The organism is Pseudomonas sp. MWU347 (assembly GCF_017947305.1).
Taxonomy (GTDB): Bacteria; Pseudomonadota; Gammaproteobacteria; order Pseudomonadales; family Pseudomonadaceae; genus Aquipseudomonas; species Aquipseudomonas putida_A.
Genome location: NZ_JAFGZB010000003.1, coordinates 107,304 through 128,525, shown reverse-complemented (window position 1 = coordinate 128,525; position 21,222 = coordinate 107,304). Strand labels below are relative to the sequence as shown.

Genomic DNA, 21,222 nt, shown 5'->3' with positions numbered 1-21,222 from the left:
GCTATCGGGACAGCCTTTCGGACGGGGGATTTATGGACGATCCAGTCGACAACAAGCCACCGAGCTTCTGGCAGATGCTGCACAGCGTGATGGCTGCGGCATTCGGCGTGCAAAGCGGGAAGAACCGGGCAAGGGACTTCACCCATGGCAAGCCCAGCCATTTCGTGATCCTGGGGATCGGCTTCACCGCCGTGTTCGCTTTGACGCTGTTTGTCATCGTCAAGCTGGTACTGCATTTCGCCGGGGTCTGACGGGGTTCAGTGCATCAGGATCTGCAGGCTGAACGGGTAGCGATACGACGTGGGGTGGCCCTTGGCCGACAACTTGCGAAAACTCACGCCGTAATCCGGCGACGCGCCCATGGCCAGCATTTGCTGTGCCTGATGCTTGTCGATCAGTTGCAGCAGCGACAATTGCCGGTCACGTCCGCCAAAACGATCCAGATCGACGCCCTGCTCATAATCGTGCAACTCCACCAGCGCCCACCCGCCGAGAGTGAAGTGACCGCCCACCAGCGCGCTCAAGCGCCCGTCGACCACCGCCTGCAACGCCTCGGGTGAGGTATTGACCGCGCTGAACAGCACATCCTTGCCAGGGACTTTGCCGGCTTCGGCAAACGCATGCATGGCGCCGAACGCCATTTCATCATTGGCTGCCCACACCAGCGACACCTTCGGATAACGGTTGACCAGTTGTCGCGCCTGCTCGTAGGCACGCTGCCGGGTCCAGCCGCTGTACACCAGTTGCCGCAGTCTCACCTGCGGATGCTCGGCCAGAGCGCGTTGCATGCCCTGCTCGCGCAATTGCGCTGACGGGGTGATCTTCAGGCCGGAAAACGCCAGCACCTCAATCTGTTCGCCCCGCGCCACTGGAGGATGCAGGCGAATCAGCTCTTTCATCATCAGGTAGCCGCCCTCCTCGTCATTCGGCACCAGGCTGCCGATGCGATCGGCACGCTCGCCGATCATCGCCTGCTGATCGGGGGTGAGCACCGCGTTGACCATGAACAGCTTGACCCCGCTGCCCTCCGCCATACGCAGGATCTGCGGCGCCACGTACTGCTCGTTGACGAATACCAGATAGTCGGGACGATTCGGTCCCTGCAGGGCAACTCTGGCCTGAGCCAGGGTGAATTCCGGCTGGCGCTGGGAATAGAGAATCTGCAAATCGACGCCCAGGTCGCGGGCGGCCGCCTGCATGAATTGCGAGTAGCTGACCCAGAAGGCTTCCTGAGTTGAACCAGGATTGAGGAACAGCACCGACTCGGCCCGGGCCGCAGAGCCGAAAACCGCACCGAACAGCAGAAGGCTGAGGTGGAAAAACTTCAACATGAATGATCCGGGCCCAAGGAAAAATGGCCGCGCATTATAGCCCTCGAACCAGCGGCTATTGACGCCTGATCCCGCTTTTTGTCCGACAATCGTCGGAAGCGGACCCGGATCGGTCGTTTACTGATGACTGACCCAGAATACCGCCGTCCCTACTACCAGAATAATCAGGAACAGAATGGCCCATGCATCGACACTGCTATCGCTTTTTCTTGCCTTGGTCGGATTGCTCATTGCATCGCCTCTTGTCGGTTTTATCGGTGATTGCAGAAAGACTCGATCACAGTTAAGACGATGATTGTCCCCGCGACAAATGTGGGTTAATCAACAACTATTCTCGTTAGGCGATTTGGTTCTTTACATATACTCAAACATCACTTTTGCGCATAACTGCAAACGGGTATATTGCCCCGGCTCCGTTAGGGAGTGCGCGGCCGTGCGCGCGTAATTGCCGAGGCACCATCGGACTCCAGCAAGCGAAAACGCAGCGTTTTCCGAGTAGCCCAAAGCCTGAGAACAGGACTTATATGTACGTATACGACGAGTACGATCAGCGGATCATCGAGGACCGCGTCAAGCAGTTCCGTGATCAGACCCGACGCTATCTGGCAGGCGAGCTGAGCGAAGAAGAATTCCGCCCCCTGCGCCTGCAAAATGGCCTCTACATCCAGCGTTTTGCGCCGATGTTGCGCGTGGCGGTGCCTTACGGCCAACTGACATCGCGTCAGACGCGCATGATGGCCAAGATTGCCCGTGACTACGACAAGGGCTACGCCCACATCAGTACCCGGCAGAACGTGCAGTTCAACTGGCCGGCGGTGGAAGACATTCCGGACATCCTCGCGGAACTGGCCACCGTGCAGATGCACGCGATCCAGACCAGCGGCAACTGCCTGCGCAACGTCACCACCGACCAGTTCGCCGGTGTCGCTGCCGATGAAGTGATCGACCCACGCCCATGGTGCGAAATCGTCCGTCAGTGGACTACATTCCACCCGGAATTCGCCTACCTGCCGCGCAAGTTCAAGATCGCCGTCAACGGTTCGACCGCTGACCGTGCGGCCATCGAAGTCCACGACATCGGCCTTGAGCCGGTCCACAACGCCGCCGGCGAGCTGGGCTTCCGTGTGCTGGTCGGCGGTGGCCTGGGCCGTACCCCGGTGGTCGGCGCCTTCATCAACGAATTCCTGCCATGGCAGGACCTGTTGAGCTACCTCGACGCCATCCTGCGGGTGTACAACCGTTATGGCCGTCGCGACAACAAATACAAGGCGCGGATCAAGATCCTCGTCAAGGCGCTGACCCCTGAAGTGTTCGCGCAGAAAGTCGATGCCGAGATGGAACACCTGCGCGGTGGCCAGACCACACTGACCGAAGCCGAACTGCATCGCGTCGCCAAACACTTCGTCGATCCGGACTACAAGGCGCTGGAGAACCAGACTGCCGCCCTGGCCGAACTCGACAAAGAGCATCCGGGTTTCGCCCGCTGGCGTTCGCGCAACACCCTGGCGCACAAAAAGCCGGGCTATGTGGCCGTGACCCTGTCGCTGAAGCCGACCGGCGTTGCGCCGGGCGACATCACCGACAAGCAGCTGGACGCCGTCGCCGATCTGGCCGAGCGCTACAGCTTCGGTCAACTGCGCACGTCCCACGAGCAGAACATCATTCTCGCCGACGTCGAGCAGAGCCAGTTGTTCACCCTCTGGGGCGAGCTGCGTGAAGGTGGTTTCGCCACGCCGAACATCGGTCTGCTGACCGACATCATCTGCTGCCCGGGCGGCGATTTCTGCTCCCTGGCCAACGCCAAATCGATCCCGATCGCCGAATCGATCCAGCGCCGTTTCGACGACCTGGACTATCTGTTCGACATCGGTGAGCTGGACCTGAACATCTCTGGTTGCATGAATGCCTGCGGTCACCACCACGTCGGCCACATCGGCATCCTCGGGGTGGACAAGAAAGGTGAAGAGTTCTACCAGGTGTCCCTCGGTGGCAGCGCCAGCCGTGACGCCAGCCTGGGCAAGATCCTCGGCCCGTCCTTCGCCCAGGACGACATGCCGGACGTGATCTCGAAGCTGATCGACGTGTACGTTGAACAACGTACCGAAGACGAGCGCTTCATCGACACCTACCAGCGTATTGGCATCGACCTCTTCAAGGAACGCGTCTATGCAGCGAATCATTAAGAACAACGAGGTGGTCGACGAAACCTGGCACTTGCTGCCCAAGGACGCGACCCTCGACGGTATCTCCAACTGCGACGACCTGATCGTGCCGCTGGCCCTGTGGCGTGATCATGCTCACGCGCTCAAGGCCCGCGACGGCGGGCTGGGTGTGTGGCTGGACGCCGATGAAGAAGCCGAGGAAATCGGTGACGACGTCGCGCAGTTCCAGGTCATCGCGCTGAACTTCCCGGCCTTCACCGATGGCCGCAACTACTCCAACGCCCGCCTGCTGCGCGACCGCTATGGTTTCAAAGGTGAACTGCGGGCGATTGGCGATGTGCTGCGCGATCAGCTGTTCTACATGCACCGTTGCGGCTTCGATGCGTTCGCCCTGCGCGCCGACAAGGACCCGTACGAGGCACTGGAAAGCCTGAAAGACTTCTCGGTGACCTACCAGGCCGCCACTGACGAACCGCTGCCGCTGTTCCGTCGCCGCTGACTCGAATACGCCTTGAGCACCTGCTCAAGGCGTACTTCCCTCCTCTTCTGTATCCGAACTGGCCAGCTCATTGGCCGGATGGCGCGCCAGTGCCTGATCGGTGAGCTGACGAATCAGCGCCTGACGTTCATTTCTGAAATTGTCGTGAATCGCGTTCATCTGCACCGCTGCCTGATCGCGCGTCAGCTCCGCCTGCTCCTCCAGGCGCGCCAATGCCTGCGAAGTTCGAACATAGACAAGGGCGAAAGCGTCGGGGTAGGCCGATTCGAGAAACTCGACCCAGAATCGCTGGCCGATACACCAGTCGGGAAACGCCGAAGAGCCTTCAATACGCATCACGGCCTGATTGGCCTGATCCAGTTCTACCTGCGAGACCTCGACATTCAACGGGCTGCTCATCGCCCTTGGCTGCCCAGGCAAATTCAGACGTTCCGCCAGCCCCACCCGATAGGCCAGACTGAATTCGAGCGCATGCTCGTAGACACTCGGTTGGGCGCGGGCGTTGATCTCTGCCAAGGTGCGCTCTTCCAGCGTTTGCAGGCGAAACAAGCCTCTGAGCAAATGCGTCAATTGCCGCTCCAGCGGCGCGCCATCGATCCCGGCCGCGACCGTGGCTCGGTAACACAGAACCTGGACTTCCATCTCACTGAAAACCGCGGAATAACCATCGACACTGGTGGCGACGCGCGCCGTGCGGAACAATTCGCTGCGCAACCGCGTGTCTTCAGCGGCCGCCTCGACCACATTCCACACACGCTGACTGAAATACGGGTACAACCGGGTGTAATCGGCCGTGTGGATCAATTGTGAAAGTACATTGAAGAAATCCCGCGAGCCGGGCGCTGCCCTTACCGCCTCCCAGGTAACGCTGCGCGGTATCGCTTCGACGGCAGGCCTGCCGGTCAGCCAGCGCGCACTCTGACCTTCATACGACACGCTGGGTAGCGGCTGGTGTTGATAGACCCGGGCCATTACACCGAAACTGACGCTGTTCGCCCGTTGATACGCCGCAATCTGTCGCAAGGCGTCAGGCGACAAGGGGTTACCCATCAGGCGAACGGCGCGGCTGACCATCAGCGGAGCCCTGAGAACCGCCTCCGGTACCGTGCTTATCTGGTTATCGCGCAGATCGATCAGTTGCGGTCGTTTCAAACCGGTGGTTCCCTCGGGCCAATGATCGATTGCGCAACCGCGCAAGCGCAGTCTTTCCAGATCCGGCAGCGAGCTGACATCCGGGGCATGCGCAAGGTCTGCATTGAAGTCCAGACTCAGCACCCGCAGCTTTTTCAATCGCGCCAGTGACGGCACCGATGCAGAAGATAGACGAATATGGTTCTCGCTCAGATCCAGATGCGTCAGCCAGGGCATGCGCTCCAATGCCATCGGTAACTGGGTCAATTGGTTCCCCCTCAGGGAAAGGCTGCGCAAATTTCTGAAATGACGCAAAAACGCCGTCAGTCCCTGCGGCGTAATGCCTTCCATGACCAGATGCGTGACATGGCTGAAGTCCCCGACCAGCAGTGGCAACTCTCCCAAGGGCTCCGGAGCGAAGCTCAAGGTGTCGGGTGGCGCGTCGCCCGAGGCCCCTGGCTCTCTGCGCCAGCAGCGGATGATCGCGCGCATGGCACGGGCCTTCGCTGACTGTGGAACGTCAACCAATGAGCCATCGATCCCCTTGTACTGCGTTTGCCGCGTCACCCAACGATTCAAGACTTCGCGAATACCGAGAAACTCCAGCCGCAGCAATTCCAGCTTCATCAGCACCAGAATCTCATTGCGGCCCAAAACGTTGAGTAGCGCATGGATCTGCGCAGGGGAATGGGCCGGGTAGAGTTCCTGAATACGGCGCACCATCACTGAAACGCTCACACCTGAGTTCGCCCAGGGCCCTGCCGGTGGCCGTTCAGCCAGGGCCATGGGCGAATAATCGCCGGGACGGCCGCCCATGGTTCTGGCAAACGTTGTTCGCCGTTTCATGGCAAGTTCGGTGATTTTCTCCCGCAGCCCGCTCGCCCCGGTCTCGAGCGACAGGCCCAACGCGACCTTGCGTTGCGCCGACAACCCATGCCAAAGGGCCTGGAAATAATGCTCGCGGGTGCGCCCGGAAAATGACTTCAGCGCAGCATCATTACCCTGCTGAACGCTGATGCGGTCCGCCAACACATTGATGACCACCCGCTCACTGGATGAGCTTGACGCCGTCGTCGCAACACTGTCATGGCTGCCCGACCACTCCTGTATCTCGATCGCTGAAGCCCCTGACCAGCCCGGCAAATGCTCAAGGGTATCGAGCACCAGGCGATTGGTACTGTGGCCACCGCCACTATCCAGGTACAGGCCTTCATAGGCTCGACACACAGCAATTGCCTGTTGATAGCGGCGTACCTCCTGCGCCAGCCGCAATGGTACGCGGGCAGCGTCCAGCTCCTGCGCTTCGCCATCCAGGGCACTGCCCGCCAACTCCTCGGCAACACTGGCAGGCAGATCGGCAAAGGTCTTCACCAGAAACGCCACCCGGCCATTGCTCGGCGCTTCGTGGCGTCGATAGATTCGCTGGAACAACGGCTGCCGGCGACCTTGTGCCTGCTGGCCGATGATTTGCACCAGCTTGCGCGTCTGAACCGCCGAATCCTGGCTCGTCAAGCCGAGCAAGTTCTTGCGCCGCTGGCTGCCGAGTGCAGCCAGCAGAGAACGGTACAGTTTCCCCCGATGCACATCCTGCTGAGTTATCTTCAGGATCGTAGTGGCGGTGGGTGCGCCATAACGATTGATTGGCGTGCCCGCTGCATCGACGACACTGATGACGCAGTCTGCCGGCCAACTGGCCGATGTCGTCAGCAGGTGCAATTGCAGGTCAGCATCCGCCATGGGGGCCGACAACGGGATCTGCAGTTGCTCGATAAACTCCGTCACCGCTGCATCGGCGCGAAATCTCCACACCGTGTCGAGCAGCAAGGCCGGCGGATGACCGCGATCTACATGGATCTGACGCAACACGCTGTCTTCGATACCGCAGACAGCCAGAGCCTGCAGCGCACTGGCATCCGACAGCTCCTCGCGGGGATGGCCGAAGCGGCGCAGCAGCTTCAATCGATCCCAGTCCTGAACCAGCTCGCTGTCATGACGCCAGGCACCCCGATCATTGGTTTCGAGCAGCGGTGCATAGCGGCTCGCCGATTCCGGCGGCGCCTGCACTTCCCACAGCCCGGTCTGAGGCTCGGGGCGCACTGCATAGTGCAGATCATCGAGCGTCAGGTACGCCTGGCCATCGACCCAACGCAAGCCGCGGCCATCGCGACGCACTCCGGCAGGCAAGGCCCGACGCTGTTGATACACGTGCAGGTCAGGCTTCCAAAGGCGAGGCTGCCCTGAAGCCAGTTTGACCATGCGCAAGCGCTCGATAAAAGCCGATGACCTGACGACTTTGAACGCTGTGCCTACCGCCCTGGTACTCGCAGCGAAAGCCGCCATCAGAATCAGGTTTTCGACGACATCAAAAAAGTAATCCGTCGCCTGCTCCTGCTCGCCTCTGGACCAACTGGCAATCCCTTCATAGACCTGTGAGAGCAACTGCACCGCAGTGACCGCCAATAACGCCTCTCCTACTACAGGTATGAACGATACGGCGACCAACAGCAGGTCGACCCCGATTGCCTTATAGGTGTCCAGTCGGCCCAGCCGGGTTTTCTCGTCTTCATCGTCCGTTGGCACCACTACGAGCCGAGCGTCAGCCGTGGTCTGTTCGGCGTGCTGGCGATACATCAGGGTGAACGGGTCGCCCGCAAAATCGATGCCGGACAACGTCACGTAGAACGAGGCACGAGGCAGGATTGAATGACTGTGCGGATACAAACGCCCATCGAGTTCGGTCACCCACGCTGCGCGCTCACTGATCTTGATGAAGCGCATGAAGAATTGGCGAAACGCTGCGCCTTTCAACCGCTGGCTCAACTGTTTCTCGAAATCGCTGAAGGATGAATACTCCTTGAGCGGGTGCAACGGATCACCTGGCAGGTAAACAACGCAACGGTAGTCGTTGTCGGCGAGCTCACTCACCGGGCCGATAAACAGCACACCGTTAAGTGTGACACCAAGCATCCGCAAGGCCTGATAACCCAGGGTGTTGTTGCCCAGTTTGATCGTGTCCCGGTTATCCTTGACTGCCTGCAACATCTCATGCACTTCGACACTGATGTGTTTCTTCAGCAATGCGACGTGCCGATCCACCTCGAAGCGACACCGCAAGTTCGCAGTAAACTTGCTGCGCAACGGATTGGCCTCGGCATCCACATTGAAGACCGCACGAAGATGAGTCTGATATTGCTGGCCCAAGTCCAGGGTTCGACACAACAGCGCAAATTCATGGGGCTGGATCGATAATATATGCGCTTCTCGACCGGTTACTTTCTCGGGAATATAGATCAAGGAGGTATCGTTATAATTTGTGGCCTGAGTCTCACGGAGTTCGAAGTTTTCGCAGGCGGCCGTGAGCAGATCCCGATCGACTGGCAACACCAGTTTCCTGCGCAAGCCCAACAGACTAGAGGTGGAGCGCACATGCTGAAAAATCACCCCGCTGATATCCAGCGACTTGCCGAGCTTTTGCGACATGGCGCTGGTCAGTAACGGCGCGCAAAATGCTTCGGGCGACTTGAGCGTCTTCAGAAACGGGTCCATTTCACTCTGGGCGCGATGGCTGGCCATCATGCTTTGATAAAGTGTTTGACGCAGTTCATCCGATGCCGACAGCAGCCAGCCGGGAGCATTGTTCTTGATTAACTCAAAGAACATGCCTTTTTGTTCGGGTGTCAATACAGGCGCGACAGCCTGTACAGGTAAGGAAGACATTCTGAATATCTCGAAAACTGAAAGTAGCAACAGCTTATCGAGCAGGCCTTTTTATAAAAGCGCGAATTGCCGATGAAAAACTTCAAGTTCGAATCAACTATTCAAACTCAAACTATACATATATACCGCCACCATAAAAAAACCCCTTTCACCGTTACAGTGAAAGGGGTTTTTCGTTGGCCTTTTCTTACCAGAAGCGTTGCTGGGTCAAGCGGCTCCACCAGCTCAGCAGCACGCGATCCACTGAACCGCTGGCAGCCATGCCGATGCGCTCCTGCAGGCTTTTGCGCTCGGCGTAATGCAGGTGATAAACCTCGGCTTTCTTCGCCCGGTCTGCCAGGTATTCATCGCTGGTCTTGAGTTCGTCGATCAGTTGTTTGTCCAGCGCTGCAACACCAAGCCAGACCTCACCGGTGGCCACTTCGTCAATGGCCAGTTGCGGGCGATAACGGGAAACGAAGTTCTTGAACAGCTGATGGGTGATGTCCAGGTCTTCCTGGAACTTCTCCCGGCCCTTTTCGGTGTTTTCGCCGAACACGGTCAGGGTGCGCTTGTACTCACCGGCGGTCAGCACTTCGAAATCGATGTCGTGCTTTTTCAGCAGACGGTTGACGTTGGGCAACTGCGCCACCACACCAATCGAGCCGAGAATCGCGAACGGCGCGCTGATGATCTTCTCGCCAATGCACGCCATCATGTAACCGCCGCTGGCCGCGACCTTGTCGATACACACGGTCAACGGCACGCCGGCCTCGCGAATACGTGCCAGTTGCGAAGACGCCAGACCGTAGCTGTGCACCATGCCGCCGCCGCTTTCCAGACGCAGTACCACTTCGTCCTTGGGCGTGGCGAGGGTCAGCAGTGCGGTGATTTCGTGACGCAGGCTCTCGGTGGCCGAGGCCTTGATGTCACCGTCGAAATCGAGCACGAACACCCGGGATTTGCTCTCGGGTTTGTTCTTCTGCTTCTTCTCGGATTTTTCCGATTTGGCCTGGCCCTTGCGCAGGGCCTTGAGCTGATCCTTGTCGAGCAGGGTCTGCTCCAGACGTTCACGCAAGCCTTTATAGAAATCGTTGAGCTTGCTGACCTGCAACTGCCCCGCCGACTTGCGCCGGCCCTTGCTGCGCAATGCAGCAAAACTGGCGAGCACCACCAGGATGGCGACCACCAGCGTTACGGTCTTGGCCAGGAAGCTGGCGTATTCGGTGAAAAACTCCACAGAGACTCCTTAAAACAATGCGCGGATGCAAAACACGCGCGGGATGGTTCCAGCATACCCATGCGCCGCCTCGTCGGCCAGCCGTGAAACCTCTGGCAACAGGCCTGTAACGAGCATTTCAAACAAGCGTATGTTTTTTCATTGACAGCACTCTTTCATCCTCATAACCTCGCCAAACCTTCAACGTACCGGGATGACGCGGACGTGGGCAGCATCTATCTGATTCGACATGGCCAGGCCTCCTTTGGTGCAGACGACTATGACGTCCTGTCGCCCATCGGTGTGCGCCAGGCAGAAGTCCTCGGACAGCACCTCGCCGAGCTGGGAATCCGCTTTGATCGCTGCCTGGCCGGCGACCTGCGTCGTCAGCAACACACGGCCAGCAGTGCGCTGGAGCAATTCAGCGCCAAGGGCCTGTCGGTACCGACGCTGGAGACCGACTCCGCGTTCAACGAGTTCGATGCCGACGCGATCATCCGCGCCCTGATCCCGGCCATGCTCGAGGACGAGCCGGAAGCCATCGACATCCTGCGTAACGCTGCGCAGAACCGCGCCGAATTCCAGCGCATCTTCGCCCTGGTCATCGAGCGCTGGCTGGCTGGCACCTACGACACACCCGGGCTGGAAAGCTGGCTGGGTTTCGTCGAGCGGGTACAGGCCGGACTGCACCGGATCCTCGAACAGGCCGACGGCAACCAGAAAATCGCCGTATTCACCTCCGGCGGCACCATCACCGCCCTGCTCCACCTGATTACCCAAATGCCTGCCCGGCAGGCCTTTGAACTGAATTGGCAAATCGTCAACACCTCGCTCAACCAGCTGAAGTTCCGCGGTCGCGAGGTGGCTTTGGCCTCCTTCAACAGTCACGCACACCTGCAACTGCTGAAGGCTCCGGAACTCATCACTTTCCGCTGAGTCCGGATAATTGTGACCCTTGCTGTAATCAACCAGCGCCTAACCCAAGAAAGGATCGAACCATGACCTCCGTAGCTGATGCCGTAAAAGCGATGCAAGCCAAGTTCAACCCAGCCGCTGCTGCCGGTCTGGATCTGGTTTTCGGTTTCAACATCACCGACGAAGACAAGCACTACGCGCTGATCGTCAAAGACGGTACTTGCGACATCCAGGAAGGTGAAAACCCGGACGCCAACTGCACCCTGGTAATGGACAGTGCAACCCTGAAAGACATCGTCAGCGGTGAAACCGACGGCATGCAAGCGTTCATGGGCGGCAAGCTGCGCGTTGAAGGCGACATGATGTTGTCGATGAAGCTGTCCGAGCTGTTCCCGTCGTAAGACGTCGTTCGGTTTAAAGAAAATCCCGCCCCTGTGGCGGGATTTTTGCGTCTGGCTCCCGGGTTTCGTCATAAACAGGCCATAGGTGGGAGGGGGCTTGCTCCCGAAGACGTCGGATCAGCCACAAGTTTTGCCGCCTGTCACACCGCTTTCGGGAGCAAGCCCCCTCCCACATTGGTCACGTGGCGCACCATAAAACGCGGCATGCACCTTCTACTACGTTGGAGCTGTCATCAACCAGCAAATGATGCCGCCAACAGCTCCTGCGTATACGGATGCTGCGCATCGCTGAATAGCGCACGGGTCTCGCCACGCTCCAACACTTCGCCATCCTTCATCACAATCAGGTCATGGGCCAACGCCCGTACCACCGCCAGGTCATGACTGATGAACAGGTAAGTCAGCCCGTGCTCTTCCTGCAACCGCCGCAATAAAGCAACGATCTGCTTCTGCACCGTGCGATCCAGTGCCGAGGTCGGCTCATCGAGCAGAATCAAATCAGGCTTGAGCACCAGCGCCCGAGCGATGGCAATCCGTTGCCGCTGGCCACCGGAAAACTCGTGCGGATAGCGATGTCGGGTGGCCGGATCGAGACCGACTTCGCGCAGCACATCGATCACCGCCTGCTCACGCTCGGCAGCATTCAAGTCGCTATGTACCTGCAAGCCCTCGGCAATGATCTGCTCCACACACAGGCGCGGGCTGAGGCTGCCGAACGGGTCCTGAAACACCACTTGCAGGCGTTTGCGCAGTGGCCGCAGCTGCTTGCCGCTCAACTGCTCCAGCGCCTCACCGGCAAAGCGAATGCTGCCCTCGGCGTCGATCAGGCGCAAAATCGCCTGACCCAAGGTCGACTTGCCCGAGCCCGACTCGCCGACAATCCCCAGCGTCTTGCCGCGCTGCAGGTTCAGATCAATGCCCTTGACCGCCTGCAGCCAATTCTTCGGCCGCAGCCAACCGCCTCCCAGGCGAAAACGCACATGCAGATCGCGCACCTGCAACGAGTCCTGCGCCACATCCCGGCATAGCGCCTCGCCCCCCGGCTCGGCGTTGAGCAATTCGATGCTGTACGGATGCTGCGGCGCACGGAACAGTTGCTCGCACGACGCCTGCTCGACGATCCGCCCACCGCGCATCACCGCCACCCGTTGCGCAATGGTGCGCACCAGATTCAGGTCATGGCTGATGATCAACAGCGCCATGCCGAGCCGCTGCTGCAAGTCTTTGAGCAGCAACAGAATCCTGCGCTGCACCGTCACATCCAGCGCCGTGGTCGGCTCGTCGGCGATCAGCAGTTGCGGCTCGCAGGCCAGCGCCATGGCAATCATCACCCGCTGGCGTTGACCTCCAGAGAGTTGATGCGGATAGGCCTTGAGCCGTTCGCGCGGTTTCTGAATCCCCACCAGTTCGAGCAGTTCAAGAATCCGTTCACGGGCTTGCGCGCCCGCCAGGCCTTTGTGCAACGCCAGGCTCTCACCGAGTTGCCGCTCGATGGTATGCAGTGGATTCAGCGAACTCATCGGTTCCTGAAAAATCATCGCGATGCGGTTGCCCCGTAACTGGCGCAGATAGCGCTCATGCACACCGAGCAGCTCTTCACCGGCATAACGAATGCTGCCGTCGATCCGCGTGATGTTCGGGTCAAGCAATTGCAGGATGCTGTGAGCAGTCACCGATTTGCCCGAGCCCGACTCGCCGACCAGCGCCAGGCATTCGCCCGGACGAATATCGAGGTCGATGCCATGCACCACTGGCTGACCGTTGAATGCCACACGCAGGTCGCGGATTTCAATCAGGTTATCGTTCATCTCAAGTCCTCGGATCATAAGCATCTCGGCAGGCCTCACCGATGAACACCAACAGAGAAAGAATCAGCGCCAGGGCAAAAAACGCCGTCAGCCCCAACCACGGCGCTTGCAGATTGCTCTTGCCCTGGCCAATCAATTCGCCCAGCGAGGCGCTGCCGGCGGGCATGCCGAAACCGAGAAAATCCAGCGCCGACAAGGTCGCGATCGCTCCGGTAAGAATGAACGGCAAATAGGTCAGGGTCGCACTCATGGCGTTGGGCAAGATGTGACGGCTGATCACCTGCGCATCGCCAACCCCCAGCGCCCGCGCGGCTTTCACGTATTCCAGACCGCGGCTGCGCAGGAACTCGGCGCGCACTACATCGACCAGACTCAGCCAGGAAAACAGCGCCATGATCCCCAACAGCCACCAGAAATTCGGCTCGACGAACCCGGACAGGATGATCAGCAGATACAACACCGGCAGCCCCGACCACACCTCCAGCAATCGCTGCCCGAGCAGATCGACCCAACCGCCGTAATAGCCTTGCAAGGCACCGGCCGCAATGCCGATCAGCGCACTGGCGGCGGTCAGCGCCAGGGCAAACAGCAGCGACACCCGCGTACCGAAGATCACCCGCGCCAGCACATCCCGCGCCTGATCGTCGGTGCCCAGCCAGTTCTCGCCGCTCGGTGGACTCGGTGCCGGTTCAGTCAGGTCGTAATTCACCGTATCGAAACCGAACGGGATCGGCGCAAACCATATCCGCCCGCCCTGCCCCTCGATCAGTTGCCGCACCTGCGCGCTGCGATAGTCCGGCTGGAACGGCAATTCGCCGCCGAAATCCTGCTCGGTGTAGCGCTTGAACGCCGGGAAATACCACTGGCCCTGATACTCGACCAGCAGCGGTTTGTCATTGGCGATCAACTCGCCGCCCAGGCTCAGGCCAAACAGCAGCAGAAACAGCCACAGTGACCACCAGCCACGTCGATGGGCCTTGAACCGCGTCCAACGGCGCTGTCCGATGGGAGATAGAGTCAACATCAGGCAGTCCTCGCGGTGAAGTCGATGCGCGGGTCGACCAGCGTGTAGCACAGGTCGCCGAGGAGTTTTATCAGCAGGCCGAACAGGGTGAAGATGAACAGCGAACCGAACACCACCGGGTAATCGCGGGACACCGCCGCTTCGTAACTCAGGCGACCGAGGCCATCCAGCGAGAAGATCACTTCGATCAGCAGCGAGCCGCCGAAAAATACCGTCACCAGTGCCTGAGGCAGGCCGGCCACCACCAGCAGCATCGCGTTGCGAAACACATGGCCGTACAGCACCTGACGTTCACTCAGGCCCTTGGCCCGCGCCGTCACCACATACAGCCGCGAGATCTCGTTGAGAAAGCTGTTTTTGGTGAGGATGGTCAGCGTGGCGAATCCACCGATGACCAGCGCGGTGACCGGCAACACCAGATGCCAGAAGTAGTCCGCGACCTTGGCCCACGGCGACAGCTCGGCGAAGTTGTCGGAGACCAGTCCGCGCACCGGAAACCAGTCCAACGCGGAGCCGCCGGCAAACACGATGATCAACAACAGCGCAAACAGAAACCCCGGCATCGCATAGCCGATGATGATCGCCACGCTGCTCCAGACATCGAACGCCGAACCGTTGTGCACGGCCTTGCGGATGCCCAGCGGAATCGACACCAGGTAAGTGATCAACGTGGCCCACAAGCCCAGTGACAAGGTCACCGGCAGCTTCTGCCAGATCAGCTCGGTGACGCTGGCACCGCGGAAAAAGCTCTGGCCGAAATCCAGTTGCGCGTAGCTCTTGAGCATCAGCCACAGGCGCTCATCAGCCGGTTTGTCGAAGCCGTACTGGCGCTCGATGTCGGCCACCAGTTTCGGGTCGAGACCCCGGGTGGCGCGGGATTCGCCACCGATGGTTTCAACATGACCACCGCCCACCGCCGCGCCGACACCAATGCCCTGCAACCGGGCAATCGCCTGTTCCACCGGGCCACCCGGCGCAGCCTGCACGATGACGAAGTTGACCAGCAGAATGGCGAGCAACGTCGGCACGATCAGCAGCAGACGCCGCAGGCTATAACCCCACATGGGCGTACTCCTTTTGCTGTTGCTGCATCTGCGTGGCGGTCAGCGCGGTCGGGCTGATTTCCCACCAGGTATCGAGTCCGGCGTCATACAACGGCGCCGTCGCCGGACGACCAAAACGGTTCCACCACACCGTGGAAATTCCCGGTGGGTAGTAATTGGGAATCCAGTAATAGCCCCACTGCAACACCCGATCCAGGGCATGGGCATGGCGCAGCAGACTTTCGCGGTTGTCGGCCTGCACCAGCCCTTCGAGCAAGGCATCGACCGCAGGATCACGCAACACCATGTAGTTGTTCGAGCCGGGATCGTCGGCGCCGTCGGAGCCGAAGTAATTGAACATCTCGCGCCCCGGCGCCTGACTTACCGGGTAGCCGACGACGATCATGTCGTAGTCGCGATTGCGCACGCGGTTGGTGTATTGCGCGGTGTCGACCTGGCGAATATCGAAGCCGATGCCGATCTGCGCCAGGTTGCGCTTGAACGGCAGCAGCAGTCGTTCAAAGCCCTTCTGGCCGTTGAGAAAAGTGAACTGCAGCGGCTCGCCATTGGCATTCACCAACTGATCGCCACGGGGTTTCCAGCCGGCGGCTTCCAGCAACTTCAACGCTTGCAACTGCTCGGCGCGGATGTTGCCGCTGCCGTCGGTTTTCGGCGCTTCGAAGACCTCGGTGAACACCTCGTCGGGGATCTTGCCGCGCCATGGTTCGAGAATTTTCAGTTCCTCGGCGTCCGGCAACTCGGTGGCGGCCAATGCGCTGTGCGAAAAATAACTGCGCTGGCGCAGGTACATACTGCGCATCATCTGCCGGTTGCTCCATTCGAAATCCCAGAGCATGGCGATCGCCTGCCGCACCCGACGATCCTGAAACATCGGTTTTTGCAGGTTGAACACGAAACCCTGCGAACCTTGCGCAGCACCCGGCGCCAGATGTTCGCGAAGCAATTTGCCCTGCTCCAGCGCCGCCCCGGCATAGCCGATGGTGTAACTGGTCGCGGAAAACTCGCGGTTGTAATCGAAGCCACCGGCCTTGAGCACTTGCCGGGAAACATCGGTGTCGGCGAAGAACTCCACGCTCAAGTGATCGAAGTTATACAGGCCGCGAGTGATCGGCAGGTCCTTGGCCCACCAGTCGGTAACACGCTGAAATTTCACGCTGCGCCCGGCATCCACCGCGCTGATCCGGTACGGGCCACTGCCCGGCGGGATTTCGAAACCGCCGCCCTCGGCGAAATTGCGCGTACGCCACCAATGTTCGGGCAGCACCGGCAGCGTCGCCAGATCCAGCGGCAAGGTGCGGCTGTCGTTGTTCTTGAAGTTGAAGCGCACTTGCGTTGGCGACTCCACCACTACGTCGGCGACGTCACGAAACTGCTGGCGATATTTGAGGCTGCCCTGAGTGGTGAACAGCTCGAAGGTGTAACGCACGTCTTCGGCAGTGATTGGCGTGCCGTCGTCGAACCGGGCCTTGGGATTGAGGTAGAAGCGCAGCCAGCGACGATCCGCATCCAGTTCCATCTGCTGCGCCACCAGGCCGTAGACGCTATAGGGTTCATCCTTGCTGCGATAGGCCAGCGGCGCGTAGAGCCAGCCGTCGATGTCGGCGACACCGGTGCCTTTGTCGATGTACGGAATCAGGTGATCGAACGGACCGCTTTCCAGTGAGGAGCGGCGCAGTGTCCCGCCCTTGGGGGCGTTGGGGTTGGCGTAGGCCAGGTGTTGAAAGTCCGGGGCGTATTTGGGGGCTTCGCCGTAGACCGTTAACGCAGGTTGCGGGGCGGCCCAACTGAATGGGCTTGAGAGCGCAAAAGCGCTGAGCAGAATGAGCCTGGATAGCATTGGCAGATCCTTTCACAAGGTGTTGCTACTGGCCTCTTCGCGAGCAAGCCCGCTCCCACAAGGAAGTTGTGCTCACCGCAGATTCCCCACGGGAACGGGCTTGCTCGCGAAGAGGCCAGTACAGTCACCAAACCTTCTGCCTACCTGTGATGTGCAACAGGCCGGCGATTTTTATAGGGCAGGCTTAGATCAATAAGTGACTAAAACCCGCCGCCTCTGGGCATTCTCAGAACTTGTAATTGACCCGCGTATACAACGTCCGCCCGAACGGGTCGCCGTATTTCGGGTCGTAGCCGCTCTGGAAGGTGTAGGTCTGGTTGCTGAACGGTGGCTCGCGGTCGAACAGGTTCTTCGCGCCGAGGGTCACGCTCAGGGTTTTACGCCAGGTGTAGGTGCCGGCCAGATCCCAGACGTTGTACGAACCAACGTAATCGTGGGTCTCGCGGTCGGAGTCGTGGTAACCGCTGGTGTAGCGGTTGGTCAGGGCGATACCGTAGGGGCCGTAATTCCAGCTGCCGGTCAGGCTGTGGCGCCAGCGGGCCACGGCACCGGCCGAGGAAAAGTCGCCACCACGGAAATCGCCGAGCTTGTCGATGTAGTCGCCCTTGAGCTGCTGCTGGTACTCGTAACGGCTGACATAGGTGCCTTGCAGGCCAATGCCGAAGTTGCCGTACGGGGTGCTCGGCAAGCGGTAGTCGAAGCTGACGTCGACGCCATTGGTCTTGATTTTGCCGAGGTTGGCCAGGCCGGTAACGATGTGATCAATGGAGCCGTCCGGCTTGCGCACCAGACGATCCGGATACAGCTCCGGGTTTTCGAACACCGCCGATTCCGGGAATTCGGCGATCTGATTGGCGATGTTGATCCACCAGAAATCCAGCCCGGTGCTCAGGCGCTCGAATGGCTGATAGACGAAACCGAGGGTGACGTTGCGCGCGGTTTCCGGACTGAGGTCCGTATTGCCACCGGTGCGGCTGTAGAACTGCTGGGCGCAGTCGCGGTTGGCGATCCCGCCGTTGCTCGGGTTGCCACCGGCACACAGTCGCGGGTCGTTGTAATTGGCGACGGTGAACGTCGTGAAGTTCGGGTTGTACAGCTCATACAACGACGGCGCGCGAAAACCTTCACTGTAGGCGCCGCGCACCACCAGTTGCTTGAACGGCTGGAAGCGGAACGAGTATTTCGGGTTGGTGGTGCTGCCAAAATCGCTGTACTTGTCGTGGCGCACGGCGGCGGACAATTCGAGGCTGTCGAGCACTGGCACGTTGACCTCGGCGTACTGCGCCGAGACGCTGCGATCCCCGGCGACGCTGGCATTGGGGTCGACACCCAGGCTCTGCACATCGGCGGCGAACTGGGCAAAATCCTGATGGAAATCTTCCTTGCGGTATTCGCCACCCAGCGCCAGTGCCGAAGGGCCGGCGCCGAACCAGTCACCGATCTCGCGACTGACACGTCCATCAATCGCCTTCACCCGCCCCACTGCCGTCGAGTAATCGCCGTCCACCGCGTTGGCTGCCAGCAGCGCCTGCCCGGCAGCGGTCTGCGCGCCAAACGGGTTGATGATGCCGTTGGCAATACCGGCGCTGACGGCGCGGTCGTTGACGTAGCCGGCCTCGATGCTATTGACCACTTTGTTCTGGTTGTACGACGCGCCGACGTTGTAGTCCCAACCGACCACGCTGCCGTCGAAACTCAACAGCAAACGCTGGCCGGTGTTGTCGTCTTCGTGCTGGCGCGCGCCAACGGCGGTTTCGCGCCAGTTCACATCCACCGGTTGCGTCGGGTCGAGGGCGAAACCGTTGGGGCCGGGGGTAATGCCGTTACCGGGGTAGAACGTCGTGCCGGGATTGACCTGATTGCCCATCAGCGTACCGGGGCCGATCTGCGTGCGGTTTTCGTTGCGTGCCCAGAAGTATTCGAGGCTGACGTTGTGATCATCCGCGAGCTTGCCGGTGGCTTTGGCGAAAGCCGAGGTTTTCTCGGTTTCCGGCACCAGATCGAGGTAGTTCCACAGGCTCTGGCGGCAGATGCCATTGCGCGCCAGCAGGCCCGGGGCGTTGCAGCCGGAACTGGCCAGCGGGTTGGTGGCGTTGCTGCCCTGACTCCAGTTGGCCGGCGATGCGGTGCCGGAGGTGTAATCGAGGCCGCGTCCCGGCTGGTAGTTGTAGGTGTAGCCACGATCCTCGGCAGCCAGTCGTTGCTGCTTGTCATGACTGACCACGCCAAACACGTTGAAACGGTCATCCTGCAAATCACCGAAGCCCCAGCTACCGCTGAAGTTACGACTTTCACCACCGCCGGCATGGGTCGGCGTGTCGTAGTTGGTGCTCAGTTGGCCTTCGGTGAGACTGGTCTTGGTGATGAAGTTGATCACCCCGCCGATCGCATCGGTGCCGTACAACGCCGAAGCACCGTCACGCAGTACTTCGACACGGTCGATGGCGGCGAACGGAATGGTGTTCAGGTCAACCCCGGAGCCATTGATCGCATTGGTCGCGTTGTTACTCAGCCGCCGGCCATTGAGCAGTACCAGCGTCTTGTTCGGGCCGATACCGCGCAAATCGGCATACGACGCCCCACCGCTGCTCGAACCCACCGAACGACCGGAGCCGACCGAGGACTGGTTGGCGGAAATCCGGCTGACCAGTTCTTCCGTGGTGCTCACCCCCTGCTCGCGCAGTTCTTCAACTCGCAGAATGGTGACCGGCACCGCGGTTTCCGCATCGACCCGGCGAATCGCCGTGCCGGTGACTTCCACCCGTTGCAACTGGGTCGTGGGTTCGTCGCTAGCGACTGCCGGCAAGGTATTGATCGCCAGCAGCAAGGCCAGGCTCAAACGGGATCTAACGGGTGAAAAATGGATCATGAACAGCCATCCCTGCGTTTTGGTTTATGCAGGGATGTGCAATGGACAGCAGGGTTTTATAGAGCTCGATTTAGACCGTTGGGTGATGAGGTTATGCAAAAAAATGGCAGGTGTGGATCAAGCCAGTTCCATCTCCCTCAGCAACCGGGTATCCAGCCCAAACCGCTCCTGGGAAACCATCCTGAACTGCCCTTCAGCCAATTCGCAGCTCACCAGCAGATTCCACGAGTGCCGGGTTGCCGCCGAGGGGATCAGTACAAACGGATGCTCTGCCAACAACGCATCGGCGAACAGTTGTTGATTGGGGGAAGGCTTGGCGGGGCTCAACCAATAAGGATTCGGCACATCCTCCGGCTGGACGATTTTCACTTTTGCTTCGCTGACGACCTCAAAACACGTGAGCACATAAGGTTCACTGTCCAGCGCATCAAAGCTGTGATTCGCTGCCACCTCCAGAATGGCCGACGACGGATCGACTGATGCATAAACGACTCGCCGCCCGGGTATGTTCCATCGGCCACCATTGAGATTCGAACCCATCCCGCTGTCCCACGTCCCGCCATAAACCTCGGGGTCCAGCCGCCAGGCATACCAGTGCTCGTCCCAGGGCAAGGGATTCATGTGTAAACCCCGTATATCAGTTGCCCCAGATACTGCTCCACCATCTGAAACCCCAGTGAATGCCGGATAAACTCCACCGGTACGCGACCGTTCAGGTAGGTGCTGGGCTTGCGCAGCCACTCCTCGGCCCGTGACTGCCTCCCGAAGGCGCGAGTGGCCTTTTCCAGCACCAAGGCATATTGGTAGGCGACGACGCTCTGCTGCGGGTCAAGCCGTACCGTTTTACCTTCCTTCAGTAATCGGCGTACGGTGCTGACCGACTTGCCGGTGATGCGTTTGACCATGTCGCCTTGCAGATAAAGCTCAGAGGTTGAAAGCATGTTGACGACATCGTTCAGCTCAAAACCTTCGTCGGTCAGGTCAACGATCAGAAAGGCATCGTCACCTATGTTCCGACCATTCACGAGCAAGTCGACAGGTCTGCCCTCGGCCCTCTTCACCCCCGTCAGCCGGGGTACCTTGACGCTGGGCATCGTGACCTCCTCCATGGGGCATCTGGCACGATCGGTGCGCCAGTGAAGGCGATGGGAATAAGCAGGCGTTTCGTATTCGAGGTGGGGAGTTCGCATAATCCATCCGTTATCAGAGGCCTGAGCGTCCAAGCCGTTTACGACTTCAATGTCATGTCCGATGCTATAGATCGCG

15 protein-coding genes are annotated in these 21,222 nt (G+C 59.8%); 5 read left to right on the top strand and 10 right to left on the bottom strand.

Translation table 11 applies throughout. The features are described 5' to 3' along the window. Window positions 1–32: 32 nt before the first annotated feature. Entirely contained in the window at window positions 33–251 is a 219-nt protein-coding gene (locus tag KCG87_RS07000) for a DUF2970 domain-containing protein (protein WP_007967863.1), read from the top strand. A 6-nt stretch (window positions 252–257) separates the two neighbouring features. Here the strand turns inward: KCG87_RS07000 and KCG87_RS06995 are convergent, their stop codons facing one another. Continuing rightward, window positions 258–1,331 carry an ABC transporter substrate-binding protein gene (locus tag KCG87_RS06995; protein ID WP_210557312.1) on the bottom strand — a complete coding sequence of 358 codons (1,074 nt, stop codon included), beginning with the start codon at window positions 1,329–1,331 and terminating at the stop codon, window positions 258–260. A gap of 524 nt (window positions 1,332–1,855) precedes the next feature. On the opposite strand from KCG87_RS06995, the gene KCG87_RS06990 reads away from it, so the two are divergent. Further along, window positions 1,856–3,514, top strand: a complete 1,659-nt coding sequence (locus KCG87_RS06990; protein WP_098964197.1) for a nitrite/sulfite reductase — start codon at window positions 1,856–1,858, stop codon at window positions 3,512–3,514. After that, a complete protein-coding gene (locus KCG87_RS06985; RefSeq protein WP_098964198.1) occupies window positions 3,498–3,992 on the top strand; it encodes a DUF934 domain-containing protein in 495 nt (164 codons plus the stop codon). Before KCG87_RS06990 ends, KCG87_RS06985 begins: the two co-directional genes overlap by 17 nt. A gap of 24 nt (window positions 3,993–4,016) precedes the next feature. Here the strand turns inward: KCG87_RS06985 and KCG87_RS06980 are convergent, their stop codons facing one another. Then, window positions 4,017–8,840 (bottom strand): DUF6543 domain-containing protein, encoded by a 4,824-nt coding sequence (locus KCG87_RS06980; protein ID WP_210557313.1) that lies wholly within the window; start codon window positions 8,838–8,840, stop codon window positions 4,017–4,019. Window positions 8,841–9,027: 187 nt separating this feature from the next. Further along, the gene (gene sohB, locus KCG87_RS06975; RefSeq protein WP_210557314.1) at window positions 9,028–10,059 is read right to left on the bottom strand and encodes a protease SohB; all 1,032 of its coding nucleotides are present in this window, start codon (window positions 10,057–10,059) and stop codon (window positions 9,028–9,030) included. 204 nt (window positions 10,060–10,263) lie between these two features. Between sohB and KCG87_RS06970 the strand changes: the two genes are divergently transcribed. Then, a complete protein-coding gene (locus KCG87_RS06970; RefSeq protein ID WP_027613702.1) occupies window positions 10,264–10,974 on the top strand; it encodes a histidine phosphatase family protein in 711 nt (236 codons plus the stop codon). 62 nt (window positions 10,975–11,036) lie between these two features. Then, window positions 11,037–11,354 carry an SCP2 sterol-binding domain-containing protein gene (locus KCG87_RS06965; protein ID WP_210557315.1) on the top strand — a complete coding sequence of 106 codons (318 nt, stop codon included), beginning with the start codon at window positions 11,037–11,039 and terminating at the stop codon, window positions 11,352–11,354. A gap of 233 nt (window positions 11,355–11,587) precedes the next feature. Here KCG87_RS06965 and KCG87_RS06960 read toward each other — a convergent pair whose 3' ends face one another. From KCG87_RS06960 to KCG87_RS06930, 7 genes are all read right to left on the bottom strand, one after another. Continuing rightward, a complete protein-coding gene (locus tag KCG87_RS06960; RefSeq protein WP_210557318.1) occupies window positions 11,588–13,162 on the bottom strand; it encodes an ABC transporter ATP-binding protein in 1,575 nt (524 codons plus the stop codon). Window position 13,163: 1 nt separating this feature from the next. Beyond that, on the bottom strand, window positions 13,164–14,186 hold the full coding sequence (locus KCG87_RS06955; RefSeq protein ID WP_210557319.1) for an ABC transporter permease: 1,023 nt from the start codon (window positions 14,184–14,186) through the stop codon (window positions 13,164–13,166). Further along, window positions 14,186–15,250, bottom strand: a complete 1,065-nt coding sequence (gene yejB / locus KCG87_RS06950) for a microcin C ABC transporter permease YejB (protein ID WP_210557321.1) — start codon at window positions 15,248–15,250, stop codon at window positions 14,186–14,188. Before yejB ends, KCG87_RS06955 begins: the two co-directional genes overlap by 1 nt. Further along, entirely contained in the window at window positions 15,237–17,087 is a 1,851-nt protein-coding gene (locus KCG87_RS06945; protein WP_210557323.1) for an extracellular solute-binding protein, read from the bottom strand. The genes yejB and KCG87_RS06945 overlap by 14 nt, the downstream gene beginning before the upstream one ends. 226 nt (window positions 17,088–17,313) lie before the next feature. Next, complete coding sequence (locus tag KCG87_RS06940; RefSeq protein ID WP_210557326.1) at window positions 17,314–19,956, bottom strand: TonB-dependent receptor; 2,643 nt, start codon at window positions 19,954–19,956, stop codon at window positions 17,314–17,316. 117 nt (window positions 19,957–20,073) lie between these two features. Further along, window positions 20,074–20,577 carry an RES family NAD+ phosphorylase gene (locus tag KCG87_RS06935; protein ID WP_027613695.1) on the bottom strand — a complete coding sequence of 168 codons (504 nt, stop codon included), beginning with the start codon at window positions 20,575–20,577 and terminating at the stop codon, window positions 20,074–20,076. Further along, a complete protein-coding gene (locus KCG87_RS06930) occupies window positions 20,574–21,050 on the bottom strand; it encodes an MbcA/ParS/Xre antitoxin family protein (RefSeq protein ID WP_027613694.1) in 477 nt (158 codons plus the stop codon). The genes KCG87_RS06935 and KCG87_RS06930 overlap by 4 nt, the downstream gene beginning before the upstream one ends. Window positions 21,051–21,222 lie beyond the last annotated feature (172 nt).